The sequence below is a fragment of the Bradyrhizobium sp. SZCCHNS30572 genome (genome assembly GCF_032484415.1).
GTDB lineage: Bacteria > Pseudomonadota > Alphaproteobacteria > Rhizobiales > Xanthobacteraceae > Bradyrhizobium.
The window spans coordinates 253,262-271,450 of record NZ_JAUESY010000011.1 but is presented as its reverse complement, the minus strand read 5'-3'; the positions used below and the strand labels follow the sequence as shown (position 1 = coordinate 271,450).

18 protein-coding genes are annotated in these 18,189 nt (G+C 66.7%); 10 read left to right on the top strand and 8 right to left on the bottom strand.

Going from position 1 to position 18,189, the window contains the following annotated elements:
• The first annotated feature begins 306 nt into the window (after positions 1-306).
• From QX048_RS30300 to QX048_RS30280, 5 genes are all read left to right on the top strand, one after another.
• Complete coding sequence (locus tag QX048_RS30300) at positions 307-2,586, top strand: PBP1A family penicillin-binding protein (protein ID WP_315828264.1); 2,280 nt, start codon at positions 307-309, stop codon at positions 2,584-2,586.
• 14 nt (positions 2,587-2,600) lie between these two features.
• Complete coding sequence (locus tag QX048_RS30295) at positions 2,601-3,182, top strand: DUF1214 domain-containing protein (RefSeq protein WP_315716128.1); 582 nt, start codon at positions 2,601-2,603, stop codon at positions 3,180-3,182.
• Positions 3,179-3,763 (top strand): DUF1254 domain-containing protein, encoded by a 585-nt coding sequence (locus QX048_RS30290; RefSeq protein WP_315716127.1) that lies wholly within the window; start codon positions 3,179-3,181, stop codon positions 3,761-3,763. Before QX048_RS30295 ends, QX048_RS30290 begins: the two co-directional genes overlap by 4 nt.
• Before the next feature lie 119 nt (positions 3,764-3,882).
• Complete coding sequence (locus QX048_RS30285) at positions 3,883-4,386, top strand: CYTH domain-containing protein (protein ID WP_315828263.1); 504 nt, start codon at positions 3,883-3,885, stop codon at positions 4,384-4,386.
• 108 nt (positions 4,387-4,494) lie between these two features.
• Positions 4,495-5,985, top strand: a complete 1,491-nt coding sequence (locus tag QX048_RS30280; protein WP_315753069.1) for an acetyl-CoA hydrolase/transferase family protein — start codon at positions 4,495-4,497, stop codon at positions 5,983-5,985.
• Here QX048_RS30280 and QX048_RS30275 read toward each other — a convergent pair.
• Positions 5,972-6,820: an MBL fold metallo-hydrolase gene (locus QX048_RS30275; protein WP_315828262.1), complete on the bottom strand. Its 849-nt coding sequence runs from the start codon at positions 6,818-6,820 to the stop codon at positions 5,972-5,974. The genes QX048_RS30280 and QX048_RS30275 overlap by 14 nt on opposite strands.
• A 97-nt stretch (positions 6,821-6,917) precedes the next feature.
• On the opposite strand from QX048_RS30275, the gene QX048_RS30270 reads away from it, so the two are divergent.
• On the top strand, positions 6,918-7,817 hold the full coding sequence (locus QX048_RS30270; protein ID WP_315828261.1) for a LysR family transcriptional regulator: 900 nt from the start codon (positions 6,918-6,920) through the stop codon (positions 7,815-7,817).
• Here QX048_RS30270 and QX048_RS30265 read toward each other — a convergent pair.
• Both QX048_RS30265 and QX048_RS30260 read right to left on the bottom strand, forming a co-directional pair.
• Positions 7,814-8,575 carry a hypothetical protein gene (locus tag QX048_RS30265; RefSeq protein WP_315828260.1) on the bottom strand — a complete coding sequence of 254 codons (762 nt, stop codon included), beginning with the start codon at positions 8,573-8,575 and terminating at the stop codon, positions 7,814-7,816. The genes QX048_RS30270 and QX048_RS30265 overlap by 4 nt on opposite strands.
• A 19-nt stretch (positions 8,576-8,594) precedes the next feature.
• Positions 8,595-8,783, bottom strand: a complete 189-nt coding sequence (locus QX048_RS30260) for a hypothetical protein (RefSeq protein ID WP_315716121.1) — start codon at positions 8,781-8,783, stop codon at positions 8,595-8,597.
• 398 nt (positions 8,784-9,181) lie between these two features.
• On the opposite strand from QX048_RS30260, the gene QX048_RS30255 reads away from it, so the two are divergent.
• On the top strand, positions 9,182-10,135 hold the full coding sequence (locus QX048_RS30255; protein ID WP_315828259.1) for a DUF2336 domain-containing protein: 954 nt from the start codon (positions 9,182-9,184) through the stop codon (positions 10,133-10,135).
• A gap of 32 nt (positions 10,136-10,167) precedes the next feature.
• Here the strand turns inward: QX048_RS30255 and QX048_RS30250 are convergent, their stop codons facing one another.
• The 3 genes from QX048_RS30250 to QX048_RS30240 are packed head-to-tail and all read right to left on the bottom strand — an operon-like array spanning position 10,168 to position 13,011.
• On the bottom strand, positions 10,168-10,518 hold the full coding sequence (locus tag QX048_RS30250; RefSeq protein ID WP_315716119.1) for a DUF1491 family protein: 351 nt from the start codon (positions 10,516-10,518) through the stop codon (positions 10,168-10,170).
• Positions 10,519-10,568: 50 nt separating this feature from the next.
• Positions 10,569-11,255, bottom strand: coding sequence for a peptidoglycan-binding domain-containing protein (locus QX048_RS30245; protein WP_315828258.1), 687 nt, complete (start codon positions 11,253-11,255; stop codon positions 10,569-10,571).
• Positions 11,248-13,011 carry a PAS domain-containing sensor histidine kinase gene (locus QX048_RS30240; protein WP_315828257.1) on the bottom strand — a complete coding sequence of 588 codons (1,764 nt, stop codon included), beginning with the start codon at positions 13,009-13,011 and terminating at the stop codon, positions 11,248-11,250. Before QX048_RS30240 ends, QX048_RS30245 begins: the two co-directional genes overlap by 8 nt.
• Positions 13,012-13,462: 451 nt before the next feature.
• Here QX048_RS30240 and QX048_RS30235 point away from each other — a divergent pair, with 451 nt between their 5' ends.
• Together QX048_RS30235 and QX048_RS30230 are read left to right on the top strand one after the other, a co-directional pair.
• Positions 13,463-13,924 carry a DUF5330 domain-containing protein gene (locus tag QX048_RS30235; RefSeq protein WP_315753074.1) on the top strand — a complete coding sequence of 154 codons (462 nt, stop codon included), beginning with the start codon at positions 13,463-13,465 and terminating at the stop codon, positions 13,922-13,924.
• A gap of 74 nt (positions 13,925-13,998) precedes the next feature.
• Entirely contained in the window at positions 13,999-14,424 is a 426-nt protein-coding gene (locus QX048_RS30230) for a SufE family protein (protein WP_315753075.1), read from the top strand.
• Positions 14,425-14,433: 9 nt separating this feature from the next.
• Here the strand turns inward: QX048_RS30230 and QX048_RS30225 are convergent, their stop codons facing one another.
• Together QX048_RS30225 and QX048_RS30220 are read right to left on the bottom strand one after the other, a co-directional pair.
• Positions 14,434-14,850: a MucR family transcriptional regulator gene (locus QX048_RS30225; RefSeq protein WP_315716114.1), complete on the bottom strand. Its 417-nt coding sequence runs from the start codon at positions 14,848-14,850 to the stop codon at positions 14,434-14,436.
• Between the two features lie 230 nt (positions 14,851-15,080).
• A complete protein-coding gene (locus QX048_RS30220) occupies positions 15,081-16,001 on the bottom strand; it encodes a hypothetical protein (RefSeq protein WP_315716113.1) in 921 nt (306 codons plus the stop codon).
• Between the two features lie 441 nt (positions 16,002-16,442).
• On the opposite strand from QX048_RS30220, the gene QX048_RS30215 reads away from it, so the two are divergent.
• On the top strand, positions 16,443-18,095 hold the full coding sequence (locus tag QX048_RS30215; RefSeq protein WP_315716112.1) for a glycosyltransferase family 39 protein: 1,653 nt from the start codon (positions 16,443-16,445) through the stop codon (positions 18,093-18,095).
• The last annotated feature ends 94 nt before the right edge of the window (positions 18,096-18,189 follow it).

Here is an 18,189-nt window from a genome sequence, read left to right as displayed (position 1 = left end):
TCTAGGTGCCCGGCCCCGAGCCGCGCAAGGGGCTTTGCCGATGACGGCGGCACGTTAGCTTTGTGCATCAAATTGTGAGCGGAACCATTGGTTTGTGACCCCCGCTCGGCTAGATAGATGATTGAGTCACTCCGGCGGCGGCGCCGGCAACGCGGCTTGGGGTCAGGTGCTCGGGTTCGGGCGGCTGACTGTGCAGTGCCATGGGTTTGCCGCAACAATCGCGCAAGACCCTTCGATGGCCCCCAGCCCCACTTGCTGAGTGCTTTCGAAGCCAGCTGACACGCTTTCGAAACGACCAGGGTTCCCGTGCGGCAGATCATTCCAGACGATTGGAAGAAGCGGATCAACAATTTCCGCCTGGATCTCGACGCCCGCTTCGATTCGACGCTGTTCTCCTCCCTGCGCGGCACCCGCGAGCTGTATGAGCGCTATTCGGCGTTCATGGACCGCTTCTATGTCGGCGGCTGGAAGCGCTGGGTGTTCGTCGAGCCGTTCTCGGAGGCGGCCACGATCGGGCTCGGCGGCCTGGTGCTGATGCTGGCGCTCGCGATCCCCGCCTTCCGGGAAACTGCCGATGAGGACTGGCTGAAGAAGTCCGACCTCGCCGTCACCTTCCTCGACCGCTACGGCAACCCGATCGGCAGCCGCGGCATCAAGCACAATGATTCGATTCCGCTGGAGGACTTCCCGGACAATCTGATCAAGGCGACGCTCGCCACCGAGGACCGCCGCTTCTACGACCATTTCGGCATCGACATTGCCGGCACGGCGCGCGCCCTCGTCACCAACGCCCAGGCCGGCGGCGTCCGCCAGGGCGGCTCCTCGATCAGCCAGCAGCTCGCCAAGAACCTGTTCCTGTCCAACGAGCGCACCATCGAGCGCAAGGTCAACGAGGCGTTCCTGGCGATCTGGCTGGAAACCCGGCTGACCAAGAACGAGATCCTCAAGCTCTATCTCGACCGCGCCTATATGGGCGGCGGCACCTTCGGCGTCGACGGCGCGGCACACTTCTATTTCAACAAGTCGGTGCGCGACATCAACCTCGCCGAAGCCGCGATGCTTGCCGGGCTGTTCAAGGCGCCGACCAAGTTCGCCCCCCACATCAACCTGCCCGCCGCCCGCGCCCGCGCCAACGTCGTGCTCGACAATCTGGTCGATGCCGGGTTCATGACCGAGGGCCAGGTGTTCGGCGCCCGCCGCAACCCGGCCTTCGCAGTCGACCGCCGCGACGAAAGCTCGCCGAACTACTTCCTCGACTACGCCTTCGACGAGATGCGCAAGCTGGTCGACACGTTCCCGAAATCCTACACCGAGCGCGTCTTCGTGGTGCGGACCTCGATCGACATGACCGTGCAGCATGCGGCCGATGAGGCGATCGAGAACCAGTTGCGCCAGTTCGGCCGCGACTATCACGCGACCCAGGCGGCAACCGTCGTCTCCGACCTCGACGGCGGCATCCGCGCCATGGTCGGCGGCCGCGACTATGGTGCCAGCCAGTTCAACCGCGCAGTCGACGCCTACCGGCAGCCAGGATCGTCGTTCAAGCCTTACGTCTACACCACCGCACTGCTGAACGGCTTCAAGCCGACCTCGATCGTGGTCGACGGCCCGGTCTGCATCGGCAACTGGTGCCCGCAGAATTATGGCCATTCCTATTCCGGCTCGGTGACGCTGACCCAGGCGATCACCCGCTCGATCAACGTTGTCCCGGTCAAACTGTCGATCGCGCTCGGCGGCAAGGAGGGTCCGAAGGCCGGCCGCGCCAAGATCATCGAGGTCGCGCGGCGCTTCGGCCTCAAGGCGCCGCTGCCCGACACCCCGTCGATGCCGATCGGCTCCGACGAGGTCACGGTGCTGGAGCACGCGGTCGCCTATGCGACCTTCCCGAACAAGGGCAAGGCGGTGACGCCGCATTCCGTGCTGGAGGTCCGCACCGGCGCCGGCGATCTGGTCTGGCGCTGGGACCGTGACGGGCCGAAGCCGAAGCAGGCGATCCCGGCCTCGGTTGCCGCCGACATGGCGGGCATGATGAGCCACGTGGTCAGCGAAGGCACCGCACGCCGCGCCGCACTCGACGGCATTCCGACCGCCGGCAAGACCGGCACCACCAACGCCTATCGGGACGCCTGGTTCGTCGGCTACACCGGCAACTTCACCTGCGCGGTCTGGTACGGCAATGACGACTATTCGCCGACCAACCGTATGACCGGCGGCTCGCTGCCGGCGCAGACGTGGCACGACATCATGGTCGCCGCGCATCAGGGCGTCGAGGTGAAGGAGCTGCCCGGCGTCGGCATGGGCGAAAAGCTGCCGCAGTCGGCGTCCGCCGCGATGGCACAGGCCGGCCAGCCGAAGACGCTGGAGATCAAGCCCGGTCCGCCGCCGATCCTGACCCGCCGCGGCGCCGAGGTGCTGGTTCAGGTCGAGAAGATGCTGGACGATGCGGCGCGCCTCGCCGAGAAGGCCGCGCCTGCCGATCCGCGCAAGCCCGGCAAGCCGGTCTCATCGAGCGCGCTGGCCTTCCCTGAGAACTACGCCGCGGCAACGGCCGACGGCGTCACCACCCCTGCCCTGCGCAAGAACTGACGTCAGCGATCCCCGTGCGGCTGCTCTTCATCACCTTGGTTACGCTCCTGATCGCCACCGGCGTCGGCATCGGCGCGACGTGGATGACGACGACCCGCGGCACCGAGTTCGGTACGCTGACGATCGGCGCCTGGACGGCGCGTCCGAAAACCGGCACGGCCGATGTCGACCCCTATGCGCGCGCGACCATCACCCGCAATGGCGAATTGCCGATCGGCACCGGCGACGGCGTGGCCTTCACCGCCACCACGGACGACAAGAGGAAGCCGCTCGACGGGCGCTGCGACATCCTGGTCAGCGGCGTCACGCCACCCGCCCGGTTCTGGACGCTCACGCTCTACGACCGCAAGGGCCACCTCGTCGCCAACACGCTGCAGCGCTACGGCTTCACCAGCCAGGAGCTGGTACGAGGTGCCGATGGCTCCTTCGAGATTCGTGTCGCCGCGCGCTCGCGCTCCGGCAACTGGCTGCCGACCGGCGGCATCGAGCGCTACGCGCTGATGCTGCGGCTCTACGACACGCCGGTCGGCGTCGCGACCCGCACGCAGCGCGACGCACCGATGCCGTCGATCACGACAGTAGGTTGCCCATCATGATCCGGCTGCTGTTCACGGTCGTGGTCGGCGTGCTGCTCGGCGGCGTGGTCCATCTCGTCAGCGTGCTGGCGCTGCCGCGGATCTCGACCCAGGACGCCTACTCCCGGCTGACGCCGATGACCAAGCTGAACGCCGTGACGCAGTTGCCATTGGCCGATCCCGGCAATTCACCGATGCCGTTCATGGATCCGGCGTTCGCCATGGCGATCTGCCGCTATGATCTGTCCGACGGACCGCTCAAGCTCACGGTTCCGGTGAGCCAGGCCTATACGTCGGTATCGTTCTACACGCGCAACGAGATCGCCTACTACGCCATCAACGACCGCTCCGCCGGCAAGCGCGTGATCGAGCTCAACCTGATGACCGAGGCGCAGCACGAAGACCTGCCCGAGGACGAGGAGATCACGGCCGCCGACCGGCTGATCATCGATTCGCCGACGACGACCGGGTTGATCGTGCTGAAGGCCCTGGCCGCCGAGCCCGGTCTCATGCCGCAGGCGCAGGCCTCCCTTGCAGCGGCAAGCTGCGGCGTACAGACCGAGGCACCGGCCAAGGCCGAGAAGCCGCGCGGCAAACGATAAGTCAATACGACGTCCTAGACGAATTCGACAACACTCTCTTCATCCTTGGTGGCATAGTCGTTGTCGCGCGCCGCTGCTATGATGGATCAGGACGGCGGCGCTTCGCTCAACATCAGGTCATGCCTCTCGAAATCGAACGGAAGTTTCTCGTCAAGTCCGATGCTTGGCGGGATCAGGCGACGCACAGTGAACGCCTTCGCGACGGCCTCGTCGCACGTCAGGACGGCCTCAAGGTCCGCGTTCGCTGCTATGGCAACCGGACGACGCTGTGCGTGAAGAGCGGCCGCCGCGGCCTGATCCGAGATGAATTCGAGTACGATATTCCCGCGGACCACGCCGCGATGCTGTTCGCGCATTGCAGCGGACGCATCCTCGAGAAGACGCGTCACTATGTGCCGGCCGAAAGCGGCGTCTGGGAAGTCGACGTCTACCACGACGCGCTCGAAGGCGTCGTCATCGCCGAGATCGAGCTGCCGACCGAAACGACCATCGTGACCCTTCCCGACTGGGTCGGCGACGAGGTCACCGGCGACCCGCGCTACAGCAAGGCCAACATGCTGACGGAGCGCTCGCGGGCGGCGAAAGTCCGGGAGCTGCGGCGCGCGCGCCTTGCAGGGCTGTGATGCACGCACGGGCCGTTGCGGCTTGACCCCTGTCAAATCACCCGTCGAGGGCACACCTTAAACAGCGCGGACTTGGCGGTCTGAACGATCGCGCATGGAGTTTGCACGATGAGTTCATCGCAGGTGATGTCACAGGCGCTGCGCGCCAAGATCATGTCGGCCGACGAGGCGGCCGCGCTGGTCGAGCCCGGCAACCATGTCGGCATGAGCGGCTTCACCGGGTCGGGCTACCCGAAGGCGGTGCCGCTCGCGCTGGCGCGCCGGATCGAAGCCGCGCATGCGCGCGGCGAGCCGTTCCGCGTCGGCGTGTGGACCGGGGCGAGCACCGCGCCCGAGCTCGACGGCGCGCTCGCCCGGGCTGATGGCATCGACCTGCGCCTGCCCTATCAGTCCGATCCGGCGACACGACAGCGCATCAACGCCGGCAGCATCGACTATATCGATCTGCATCTCAGCCATGTCGCACAGTTCGTGTGGTTCGGTTTTCTCGGCCATCTCGACGTCGCCGTGATCGAATGCGCCGGCATCCTGCCCGACGGGCGGCTGATCCCCTCGACCTCGATCGGCAACAACAAGACCTGGCTCGATCTGGCGGACCGCGTCATCATCGAAGTCAATTCGTGGATGAACCCGGCGCTGCTCGGCATGCACGACGTCTATTACGGCACCCGCCTGCCACCGCATCGCAAGCCGATCCCGATCCTGGCGCCCGGCGACCGCATCGGCGAGACCACCTATCGCTGCAATCCGGACAAGGTCATCGCGGTCGTCGAGACCCACGCGCCCGACCGCAACACGAGCTTCGCCGCCCCCGACGACGTCTCCGGCGCGATCGCCGGGCACATCCTGGAGTTCTTCGCGCACGAGGTGAAGCAGGGCCGCCTGCCGCGCAATCTGCTGCCGCTGCAATCGGGCGTCGGCAACGTCGCGAACGCCGTGATGGCCGGGCTCGACGACGGGCCGTTCCCGCATCTCACCGCCTACACCGAGGTGCTGCAGGACGGCATGCTGAACCTGATCCGCTCGGGGCGGATGGATCTCGCCTCCGCGACGGCATTGTCGCTGAGCTCGGAAGCGGCGATCGAATTCAACCGCGAGATCGAGTTCCTGCGCGACCGCATCGTGCTGCGGCCGCAGGAGATCTCCAACCACCCCGAGGTGATCCGCCGGCTCGGCGTCATCGCCATGAACGGCATGATCGAGGCCGACATCTACGGCAACGTCAACTCGACCCACGTGCGCGGCAGCAGCATCATGAACGGCATCGGCGGCTCCGGGGACTTCGCCCGCAACGCCTATCTGTCGATCTTCATGACGCCCTCGACGGCGAAGAATGGGACGATCTCCTGCATCGTGCCGATGGTCACCCATGTCGACCACACCGAGCACGACGTGCAGGTTCTGGTGACCGAGCGCGGCCTCGCCGATCTGCGCGGCCTGTCGCCCAAACAGCGCGCCCGCACCATCATCGATCAGGCGGCGCATCCAAAATTCCGGCCGGCGCTGGCGGATTATTTCGAACGCGCCTGCCGCGATTCGACCGGCAAGCACACGCCGCATCTGCTCGAGGAGGCGTTCCGCCTGCTCAGGCCGGAATGAGCGCTGCGGCCCGATCACCGCAGCGGCACGCCTCGTAGGCGACGGGATCGTGGCTGTTCACGATCGTGACCCGGTCGCCATGGTCGCATTTCAAGCGCCGCAGCCGCTCCTGGTTGGCGATCCGCATCGTGCGATCCTGATCGCCCTTGCGCTGGAACAGCCCGAGCAGCAGCGGCATCCGTGGCCGCGGATCGAGCTGGCCGTGGAAGAAATAGGCATCGCCGGCGTGCAGCAGCCATTTGTCGCCGCGTCGCACGGCGACGCCGCAATGGCCGCGGGTATGGCCCGGCAGAGGAACGATCAGGATGTCGCCGCTGCGATCCACGGCAGCGCGGACACCGCGAAAGCCGAACCAGTCCTCGCCGTCGTCGCCGTAGAACTGCCAGTCGGGACGATGCCGCCATTGGCCGGCGACATAGCGACCGCGCGGCGGCGCCGGAGACCCCTCGACGGCCATCGCATGCTCCCCGCGATGAACGTGCACCTTGGCCTTCGGGAAATCGCCGATGCCGCCGGCGTGGTCCCGGTCGAGATGCGTGAGCAGGATGTGCCTGACGTCGTCGGGCGAGAAGCCCAATGCCTTTACCTGCTGCAGCGCCGTCTCCGACGCATCGAGAAGCGGCGCAGCCTGCCTCACCCAGCGTGCCCCCAATCGTGCGGGCGCCGCGATGTCGCCGGTGCCGATACCGGTGTCGACGAGGACCAGGCCGTCATCACTCTCGATCAGCAGGCAGTGGCAGACGAGGCGGGCGCGCGCGAACAGGCCGCCGCTGCCGCTCACCAGCCGGCCGCCGCGTGGGCACATCGTGCCGGTGTTGAGGTGGTGGACGCGCATCGATCTTCTCCTTCATTGCCGATATCGGGCGCATCCTTGCGGGCCGGGCAGAGATAAGTAAAATATTGATCAGTGATACGCATCATAGGCTGCTCCTATGGATATCCGCGAGCTCCGCTATTTCTCCGCCGTGTTCGAGGAACGCAGCCTGACCAGGGCAGCGGCGCGCTGCTTCGTCTCGCAGCCATCGATTTCGCTGGCGATCGCCAACCTCGAGGCCGAGCTCGGCACCGAGCTGTTCCTCCGCCACCGCAAGGGTGTCGTGCCGCTGGAGGCGGCCGAGCGCCTGCAGCCGATCGCGCGCCGGATCGTCGGCGAAGCCGATGCCGCCCGCAACCTGTTCCGGCACGGCGCGCCGAAGCAGGCGCTCAAGCTCGGGCTCATGCGCACCCTCGACGGCCGGCGCGTGACCGCGCTGCTCAAGCCGCTCACGGCGCGCGAGGATCTCAGGCTTCACATCGTCGGTCCGACCGAGCGGGCCGACGGACGCATCGTCTCAAAAAGCCTGGTCGGCGACGGCGAGCATTTCCTGCCGCTGTGGAGCGAGCGCTATGTCGCGGCTTTGCCGCTTGCGCATCCGCTCACGCTGAAGCCGCGCCTGCGCGCGGCCGACCTCGCCGACGTCGCCATGATCGACCGCTGCCATTGCGAGCACAGCGCGCTGGCGCGACGCAGCGGCGGGCCGCGCGAGATCGCCGCCATCGCCGAAACCGAGGATTGGGCCCTGGCGCTGGTCGCAGCCGGCGTCGGCGTCGCGATCGTTCCCGAAGGCGTCGTGCACGGCCGAAGCGACGTTGCGGTCCGCGAGATCGAGATGACGTTGAAGCGCCAGGTCGGACTCGCCTACTCCGCCGCGCGTGCTCCATCCGAGGCGCTGAAGATCTTGATCGCGACGCTGCGCGCGGCAGCGCCGCAGAAGCTCCGTGCGACAGCAGGGCGGCAAAAGGGAGCACCGGCCAAGCCAGGCCGGCGCCGGAGCAAGGTCGCGCCGGGCTAGCCCCGCGTCGTCAGCGGCCGTTCGATCAGGGGCCGCGCGGCGACCGGCGGATTGGCGGTCTGAGCCGCCAGTTCGTGGATCAGGCGATCGGCCTCGGCGGCCATGCCGTCGGGCGCCTGCAGCACCAGGCGCTCCAAGGCCCAGCGGTAGGACGAGACGCGCTGCTCCAGGCTGATCTGCACCCATTGCACGATCAGCGAGTTCTCCTGCATGCGCGCGACGGCATCGGCTTGCTCGCGCGGCGAGAGCTCGGTCATGTATTTCATGCTGGCATCGCGTTTGCGATCGAGATCGATGACGCGGATGGCCGACGCGAAGAACGGCTCGAAGCGGGTGATGTCGTCGCGCACGTCGTCGATCAGCTGGGTGTAGCGCGAGGCGTGCGAGCGGTGCGGCTCGTCGATCAAGGCCCGCCCATAGGCTGTGCGGTCGAACACGACCTTCTGGCGCCACGGCGAGGCCGACGGCTGATAGTCGCCGAACACGCTCTTCCAGGCAGGGCGCGAATGCGGTGGCTCGATCAGCGGATAAGCGAGATCGCGCAGCTGGCGCTCATTGTCGGTCAGTTGGAACTGCGACGGCTTGACGCCGACGCTGGCGGTGGCTTCCGCCCCGATCCATTTGTGCATGTCGTCATTGCGCATGTCGGCGCGGGTGCGGCCGAAATCGCCGCCGCTGCAGGCGCCGAGCAGTCCGCCGACGAGAACGAGTGCGAACACCGGCAGCGCGCGCCGGACCGGATTCACGATGGCCGGCATTCCCCTTTCCCCCGACCTGTCAGCGGCGACGGCGACGGCGGCTTGGCGCTGTGCCCTCGCGGGGTCCGCTATCGTCGGTCGTGGTCTCGCGCTCGATCCGAACGACGGGAAGAATCAGGATCGTTCCCATGCCCTCCTGCGGCGCGCCGGTCACGGCAGGCCGCGCGCGACGCGCAACGTCCGCCGGGAATTCAATGATGGTCGCCATGTCCACTCTCTTTCGTGCCCGAAGTTCTTACCCCCTGAAAACTCCCCGTCGCCCGAACTTCGCAGGCAAGAGGGCACGCAGAACTGACGATCACGAATGCCGGCGCATGAAGCTGCACGTTGGCATTCGGCGCGGCGAAGATCAGGCTGGCCGCGTGACGCGGCCAAGGCGAGATCATCGAACGGATCGATTAAGATCAGGACGTGGTTAAGAGGATATTAATGCGCGGGCCGCCCGACACGGATCGCGTGCACCGGCGGGAGAGAAGGCAAGCCAGCGTTGCGCCTTTGTCTCACCGGGTCATTTCGGCCCATCTTCACCGATTGTTTTCCTTAACGCCGTATTAAAACAACTCCGCTCTAATCGGCGCAACGATTGCCGAAGTTGCGTACCCCGACATGACAAGATCATCGCTGTTCCCCGGCTTCGACGGGTTGCTCACGCTCTCGCGCCGCGAGGGCGTCGACATCAAGCCCACTCTGCTGCGCGTCCTGACCGACCTCTATGTCCAGGCGAACGCGCATTCCGCCGACGAGGAGCGGCAGTTCGTCGAATTGGCCTCCCGTCTGGTCGACGACGTCGACGATGCGACCCGTGCGGCGGTGCGTGCGCGGCTGGCGATCTATCCGGCGACGCCGATCGAGATCCTGAACAAGCTGGGCTTGCGCCCGGCGCAGAGCGAGCCGACGCCGCCGCTCGCCGGCCCCATTCCCGCATCGCTTCGCTCGTCGCCTCCGATCCCGCCGCGCGACGACGCGGCGTCCGGATTGTCGATGCAGCCGAAGGATGCCGCCGAGCTCAGCGAGATGTTCATGCGCGCCGCCTCGCACGAACGCATCGCCATCCTGCAGAACCTCGCCACCACGCCGCTGAGGCCCGCCGCGCCGACGCCGTTGCACCGCGCGGTGCATGCGATCGAGGCGCTGGAGATGGCCGCGTTCAACGCCGACGTCGAGACGTTCACGATCGAGCTCGGCGAGAGCCTGATCCTGCCCTCACGCATGACCCACGAGGTTGTCAACGATCCCCATGGCGAGCCGCTGGCCTGCGCCGCAAAGGCGCTCGGCATGCCGGCGCCGGTGTTCGAGCGCGTACTGCTGTTCCTCAAGCCCGAGATGGGCCAGTCCGTCCAGACCGTGTTTCGGCTGTCACGCTTCTACGAGCGGCTCAGCGAGCGCGCGGCGCTGATCATGCTGGCGGCCTGGCGCGGCTCCGGGATGGCCGCGATCAGGGCCAAGCATCGCACGGCGCTCTATGACGACGAACGTCAGCACGTCCGTGGCAGCACGGCGCGGGCCGGCACCGCGACGAGGCCGATCGTGCGCACGGGGACCGATGGCTTCAAGCGCTGACGCGCGATCGCTGTCCCGAATCTTAGCGATGATCAGGGACGCTCGCGCACGAGATCGAGAAAATGACGGCCCTGCCTGTCCTCGGTCTCGATGATCCAGGCGTCGGGATCGAAGCGCAGCTCCTTGACGAGCCGCTCCTCGATCTGCGCTTCCGCGATCGGCTGCGGCGATATCGGTACGAAGAAGCGGTCGATCGGCTGGCTGTCGTCATAGACGGTCTGCGGGGCGGGGACATAGAGCTGGGCCGTGCCATCCATCATCGCGACCTTGACGAAGACCGCGCCGGCTTCCTCCGCGCCACGGTGGCGGATCGCGCTGAACGCGCCGGCCGACTGGCAACGCCGCAGATAGGCGCTCACCCAGATGCTGCTCTTCAATCGCATGATGGTTCGATGCAGGTGCAAGCGCGCTGCACGTCGCAGCCGCCCCTGCTCTATTCGATCGGATGACCGATGACAATCGCAAGCTCGCGCACCAGGCGGTCCGACACCTGGCCCGTTACCGGCAGCTTGCGCTCGCGCTCGAACTTCTGGATCGCGGCCAGGGTGTCGGAGCCGACCATCCCCGTCGGCTTCAACTGGCCATAGCCGTATTCGGTCAGCGCACGCTGGACCGCGGCGACACGACGGACATTGCCGCCCTGCTGCGTCGGTTGCGGACGCGGCACGTTGCCCTGACCGCCGCTGACCGAGCGGACGAGATCGGCCAGAGGATCGGCATATTTCTGATCCGGACGCGGCTCGGTGGCGCGTTGCTCGACCGCCCTCTGCTCCGCCGCCCTGGTTTCGGCGGGCCGCGTCTCGATCACCTTCGGATCCAAAGGCGAGATGTCCATCGGCCGGGGCCGCGGCAGCGGATTGGAGCTCGTCAGATGGGGCGGAATGGTCACAATGGACCCGAACATCGGCGCCGGATGCGGTCCCGATTGCAGGAACACGGCATTGACGACGATGGCGCTGCCAGCCGCGCAGGCCAGCAGGCCCGCAAACAGATCCTTCGGACTGTAGAGCATGGCCCGCAGCAGCCAGCCGCGCCCCTCCGCCACGTCGACGACGGCCGCAGCGGCGCGCTTGCGACGGCGCGGCGGCGCCGGATCATCCTCTGCAGCTCGTCTAGGCACTCTTCTTCACCTGCATGACCTGCCCTGGCTGGGCGGAGCGCGAGGGTGACAGCGGCGTGACGGTGGCGCCCGCAGCGGCCTCGGCCACGAAGTTGATCGGCAGCGCGATCGTGACCGTGGTCCCCTCGTCGATCTTGCTTTCTATCGACATTTCGCCGCCGTGCAAGGTCACGAGGCTCTTGACGATCGACAGCCCGAGGCCGGTTCCCTCGTGACGGCGCTGGTAGGTCTTGCCGGCCTGGAAGAACGGATCGCCGATGCGCTTGAGATCATCGGCGGCGATGCCGACGCCGGTGTCGGTGATTCGCAGCAGCAGGCGCGCGCCGTCGACGCCCGCCGAGACTGTGACATGGCCGCCGCGCTCGGTGAACTTGATGGCATTGGAGACGAGGTTGAGCACGATCTGCTTGAAGGCGCGCGGATCACCGGTGACCATCGGCAGGTCCTGCGGCACGTCGGCCGACAGATCGACACCGTTCTCGCGCGCCCGCAGCGCCAGCAGGTTGCAGCAATTGATAAGCGCCACTCGCGGCGCAAACGGCTCCGGCGTCAGCTCGAAATTGCCGGACTCCATCTTCGACATGTCGAGGATGCCGTTCACGACCGACAGCAGATGCTGGCCGGAATCATTGATGAGCTGCGCATATTCGCGGCGCCGCGCCGCGTTCAGCACCAGCACCTGCTCCTGCATCAGCATCTCGGAGAAGCCGATGATGGCGTTCAAGGGCGTGCGCAGCTCGTGACTCATGGTGGCGAGGAATCGCGTCTTCGCGGCGTCGGCGCGCTCGGCGGCGCTGCGCGCCAATTCGAGCGCCTGCTCCTGCAGCTTGCGATCGGTGACGTCGCGCATGACCGCGACCACCTCCTGCTCCGACCCGCCCGGCGCCACGCCGATGCGGTCGAGCGGGCGGCAACGCATTTCGACCCAGATGAAATCGACCGGATGATGAAAGCCGCGGCCCTCGCCCGGCGCATCGCGGCGCAGGCGGAACTCGACACTCGAGGCTTCGCTGCCGCCCGCCGCTTCCGACAGCGCCGTGAGATAGGCCGGCCGGTCGGCGACATGGACCCGTTCGAACAGGCCGTGGCCGTGCAGCTGCGCGACCGGCGCGCCGAGCAGCGTCTCGGCCGCCGGCGAGATGAACATGACCGCGCCGTTGCGGCGGTGACGGGAGATCACGTCGCTCATATTGCGCGCGAGCAGGCGATAGCGCTCCTCCTCCATCGACAGCAGCGTCACGCTGGTGCGCGCGAGCGTGTCGGCGGCAAACGCGAGCACGGCCGCATAGAGCGTGGCTGAGGCGACGCCGAACGCGAGCAGCCCGGTGCGCAAGGCGGGGTTGGTCTCGGGCTTCGGCAGCCAGCCGAAATGACCGATGAGGATCAGCAGCAGCGCGCAGCACAGTGCGAGCCCCGCGGAGAACACGACGACGCGGCGCGAGGCCGAGAACGAGGCTTCCAGGGGGACGACGATCAGCCACACCGCGGCAAAGGATTCGATGCCGCCGGTCTCGATCGACACCGCCATGATCAGCGCCGACAGTGCCAGCGACGACAGCGCGCAGGCGCTCTCGTAGCGGCCGGTGCGCGACAGATACCAGGACAGCAGAATGGGCGCGATCAGCCAGGACAGCGCGCCGACCTCGAGCGCGCTCGGCGCACCGCGCATCGCGAGAAAGGCAGGAAACACGGCGAAGGCGGCGAGGCTGCCCAGCAGGCGCGGCGCGATGAAGGCGCGATGGCGCGCGCGCGTCATCGCATCAGTTCGAGCCGATGGATGCAATAACGCATCGAGACAATCGCGGATGATACTCAACACACTCACGGCTCTCGCGCCTCGGCCTGTCGGTGGTTCTCACAAAGAGAACGCGCCGGGACGCCCCCTGTCGTCGGAAGTCACCGTGTCAGACTCGCATTAAGCGAACGCTAAGGGCCAGACTGCGGTGAGCCCGCCATTCGGCCGGGATGGTGAATGCATCGTTTCCGGCCGGGCCTGCGGTTGCGAAAGCGGCGCGATCTACAGCCGGTTGCACGGCGCGTGCGCCCGGCGCCAATGAAAAATTTACTCCGAAAAAAATCCAGCGCCCGACTTCGCGAAATCTCAACCAATTAAGCCCAATGCAAGCAGTCGCGACATAGAACAATCAGCTGCGATCCCGTTGCGCGACTTGAGCACGCGAGATCAGCAGCACGGTCGGGGTTGCGTGATGTTCTTTCTGCTTCGGATGGCATTCTGGCTCGGACTCGTGCTGGTGCTGCTGCCGCGCGAGAAGAGCCCGGACGCCGACAAGCTGCCGCAGATCAATGCGCACGAAGCCGTGCAGGCCGCGACCGCGGCCGTCTCCGACATGAGCCAGTTCTGCAAGCGCCAGCCGCAGGCCTGCGAGGTCGGCGGCCAGGCCGCGACCGTAATCGGCCACCGCGCCCAGGAAGGCGCGCGCAAGATCTACCAGATCATCACCGACAAGTCCGACGCCGCGGAGAAGCCGGCCGGCGCCGACAAGTTCATCGGCCCGGTGAAGCCGGCCAGTCTCGACAAGCGCGGCAACGATCACACCGGCTCGATCGACGCCCCCGTGCTCGAGGAGATTCCGCCGGGTGACGCGCCGGCCGATACGCTCTCGGCCGACGATCTCGCCGCCGAATGGCATCTGCCGCCGACGCCCTGAAGCGACGGAACCGACTGTCGCTTTCGTCCTCCCGAACGCCTATATGAAGGCCGACATCGGGACCGAAGAGCATCATGACGATCGACGACATCCGCGACAATTTCGCCCTGCTGGACGACTGGGACGACCGCTACCGCTACGTGATCGAGCTCGGCCGCACCCTGGCGCCGATGCCAGAGGACGAGCACTCCGCCGCGAACAAGGTGCAGGGCTGCGCCAGCCAGGTCTGGCTGTCGAAGCACGTCGATCACAGCGGCGCCGTGCCCGTGCTGAACTATCTCGGCGACAGCGACGCCCACATCGTTCGTGGTCTGATCGCAATTCTGCTGACGCTGTATTCCGGGCGGACTCCGCAGGAGATCATGACCATCGATGCGCCCGCGGTGTTCGACGAACTCGGGTTCCGCGAGCATCTGACGCCGCAGCGCTCCAACGGCCTGCGCTCGATGGTCGAGCGCATCCGCGCCGACGCTCGCGAGGCGCTCGCCACGGCGTCCTGATCGGTTCGGCTACTTCTCCCGCTCGGGCCGCTGCTGGCCCAGGCCCATCTTCTTGGCGAGCTGCGAGCGGGTGACCGCGTAGTTCGGTGCCACCATCGGATAGTCCGGCGGCAGGTTCCATTTGTCGCGATATTGTTCCGGCGTCATGTTGTACTGCGTGCGCAGATGTCGCCGCAGCGACTTGAAGCGCTTGCCGTCCTCGAGACAGACCAGATAGTCCGGGTGAATCGATTTCTTCACCGGGACCGCTGGCCGCGCCGGCTCCGGCGCGGGCTCGCTTCGTCCCGCTGCGACCCGCGTCAGCGCCGCATGCACCTGGCTGATCAGAGAGGGAATCTCCGCCGCCGGTGTCGGGTTGTTGCTGAGATAGGCCGACACGATGTCGGCCGTCAGATCGATAAAGCTCTTGCCGACCGCTTCGGTCATCGAACCCTCATCCCGCTCCGCCCTGCGACCGTCGATCGCAAAGTATCCCTCGATCGCAAGTATCACTCGCGCCGAGTGGCAGCGTTGTCTCGCGATTCTGCAAGCAATATGGGCAAATGACTGGCAAAATAACAAGATAGTGAGGACTTCTTCTTGAGAAGTCTGTCACCCGCCAAGTACTGCGTACCGTACGCCAGCCGAATTCAACCTGACCGTGTGATCCGGCCGCGTCAGGTCCGGCCTTCGAGATGGGTGCGCAGCTCGTCGATCGACGCAAAGCGCATCATCCCTTCGGGCATCTGCGCCTCGATCGAGCCGTCGGAATAGAGCGAATAGGCCATCCCATCCACCACACCCGACTTGACGATGCTGACGGCCGGCGCGTCCAGGTCCTTCGGCTCAGGCAGCGGCGGGGTTGGCTCGGGTTCGACGAAGGCCGGCGCGGCCCGCGCCAAGCGCCGCGGGAACGGCGGGCGCAGAGGCTCCGGCGTCCGCTCCGGTCGAGACCAGCCGTCCGACGGGCCCGACTCGGTCGCGGCAGGCTCGTCCAGCGGCATGGGCGGCGGTGCGCCGAGGGGCGGTGACCGGAAATCCGTCGGCAACGGCTCGGCGCCGCGCTTCTCCGCGCGCTCCCGTTCCCGCCGCGACGACGACGCAAACAGCAGGTTGCGCTTGGGCCGCTCGGCGGGTTCGGCTGGCGGCTCGTCCGGCGCCGGCAAGGGCTCGGAGGCGCGCAGCGAGCCTGACAAAGGAGACGAGGACAGAGGCGACGACGACAACCCCGAGGACAGGGGAGACGACAGGTCCGGCATGCGGGGACGCGGACGTGGCGAGCCCCCCTCGCGCCAGACGTCCTCCGTCGGCGGCACCGGGGCGGTCTCAAAGTCGGTCTTGCTGGCGCCGAGCGGGAGCTGCAGAGGCTTGGCCTCGGACTCGGCGCCCGGACCCGACCTCAGCCGGCTCGAAATCACCTTCAGCTCGCTGAGGACGGCCGCCAGTCCGAACAGGATCAGCCCGCTGCAGACGCCAAGGGTCCCCGACAGGATCAGCGTATTGCCGACGCTGAACTCCTTGACCGGAATTCCCCAGGCGATCGCCCCGAGCCCGGCCAACACGGCGAGGGCTCCGGCGGCCAACATTGCACTCATCATCGAACTCATCCCCTAATGCGCCGGTTCCGGACGGTGTCCCGACCGAAATCACATTAGATAGCTGCGGTTGCGCGCGTCCTTGAATCCGGTTTCTAGTCCAAATCCGCGACAATTTGCAGCGGAAGTTCGGCCAATCCTGCTGAAGTTCTCGTCCGCCGTGCAGCCATCGTCATGATGTCGCCACAATATACATCGGCCAACCCTCGGCATTCATTGAGGTTCCTCCCGGGCTCTTCCGGCCCCTGTGGTTCAGCGGGCGTTCATTTGACTGTGCCAATATGGCGCTCAGCAGCCGAAATTCGGGTCCCCGCTGCGCTGCGAGAAGCATACCTTCCCATAATTCCGACACCTCGGAAGCCGGGACGCGCTATACGGAGGCGGGGAACACAGGCCTGAAACGCGGAAGCGGGGTCGCCAGGGGACGCCGGGTCACACTCAGCCATGACAACGATAACCACTTCGGTTCTTGAGACCCCGACGCGGCGGTCCCTCGAGCGGACGTATGACGATCTTGCACTGTTCGTGCTTGCCGCGGTCGCGGTGGTGGCCGGACTGACCTTCCGGGATTACGGCCTCGGCTGGGACGATTACACCCATGCCGAATATGCCGATCTGTTGCTGCGCATGTACGGCTCCGGTTTCAGGGACCAGGCGGCGCTGTCGTTCGCCAACCTGTATATGTACGGTGGCGGCTTCGACATGGTTGCAGCCCTGCTGCACAAGATCCTGCCGCTGGAATTGTTCGAGACGCGCCGGCTGGTCGGGGCCGTCGTCGGGCTGATCGGCCTTGGCGTGACCTGGCGCCTGGCGCGTCGCATCGGCGGTCCGGTGGCCGGCCTCGCCGCGCTGCTGCTGCTGGCGCTGTGCCCGATCTTCTACGGCCACATGTTCATGAACCCGAAGGACGCCCCCTTCGCGGTCGCCATGGTGGTGCTGCTGATGGGTCTCGTGCGCCTTGCCGAGGAGTACCCCTACCCCTCGCCGCGCACCATCCTGATCCTCGGCCTCGGCTCCGGCTTTTCGATCGGCTCCCGCATCCTGGGCGGCATGGCTGTCGTCTATGCGATGGTCGGCTTCATGCCGCTGTTCTTGGAGGAGTACCGCACGCAAGGGCCGCGCGAGACGATCCGCCGCTTCGCCCACGTGCTCTATGTGCTGATCCCCGGCCTGATCCTGGGCTACCTGATCATGGGGCTGATCTGGCCCTGGTCGATCATCGAACCGGCCAACCCGTTCCGGGCCCTGACCTATTTCTCGCACTTCTTCGAGAAGCCGTGGAAGGAGATGTTCGACGGGGCGCTGGTCTCGGTGCCGGACATGCCCTGGTCGTATTTGCCGACGCTGTTCGCGCTGCAACTGCCCGAACTGATGATCGCGCTGTTCGTCGCCGGCGTCGTGGCCTCGATCATGTCGCTGTCGCGGCCCGACGTGCCGGCGCGCCGGAAGAGCATCCTGCTGATGCTGACGCTGGCGGCGACGCTGCCGATCCTGATCGCGATCGTCAAACGCCCGGCGCTCTACAACGGCATCCGCCACTTCGTGTTCGTGATCCCGCCGATGGCGCTGCTCGGCGGCATCGCCTTCTCCTGGCTGCTGTCGTGGCTCAACGCCGACGAACGCCGCAGCTGGCAGCCGGTGGCAATCGCCGCGTTCTGCTTCGGCCTGCTGCTGCCGCTGGCGGAGATGATCCGGCTGCATCCCTATCAGTACACCCACTTCAACTTCATCGCCGGCACCGTGCGCGAGGCCGACACCCGATTCATGCTCGACTATTGGGGGCTGGCGCTGAAGCAGGCCTCCGACGGGCTGAAGGAGCAGCTCGACGAGCGCCAGGAGGTGCCGCCGATCGGGCACAAATGGAAGGTCGCGGTCTGCGGCCCGCAGCGGCCGGCCCAGGTCGCGCTCGGCCCCGATTTCACCATCGGCTGGGACAGCCACGCGGCCGACTTCGCCATGACGCTCGGCGAGTTCTACTGCAAGGGACTGACTGCCCCTGTCATGGTCGAGATCAAGCGCGACGACGTCGTGTTCGCCCGGGTCTACGACATCCGCGGCCGCAGCATCTCCAGCCTGCTGTCGATCCCGGCGCCGTGAGCGGCCTGCTCAGCCGCGCGACATGACTGCTCCCCCTGCCCCGCGCCTTGTCGCGCGGCGGCGGGCCGCCTAGGCTCGGGTCAGCCCTGGAAAT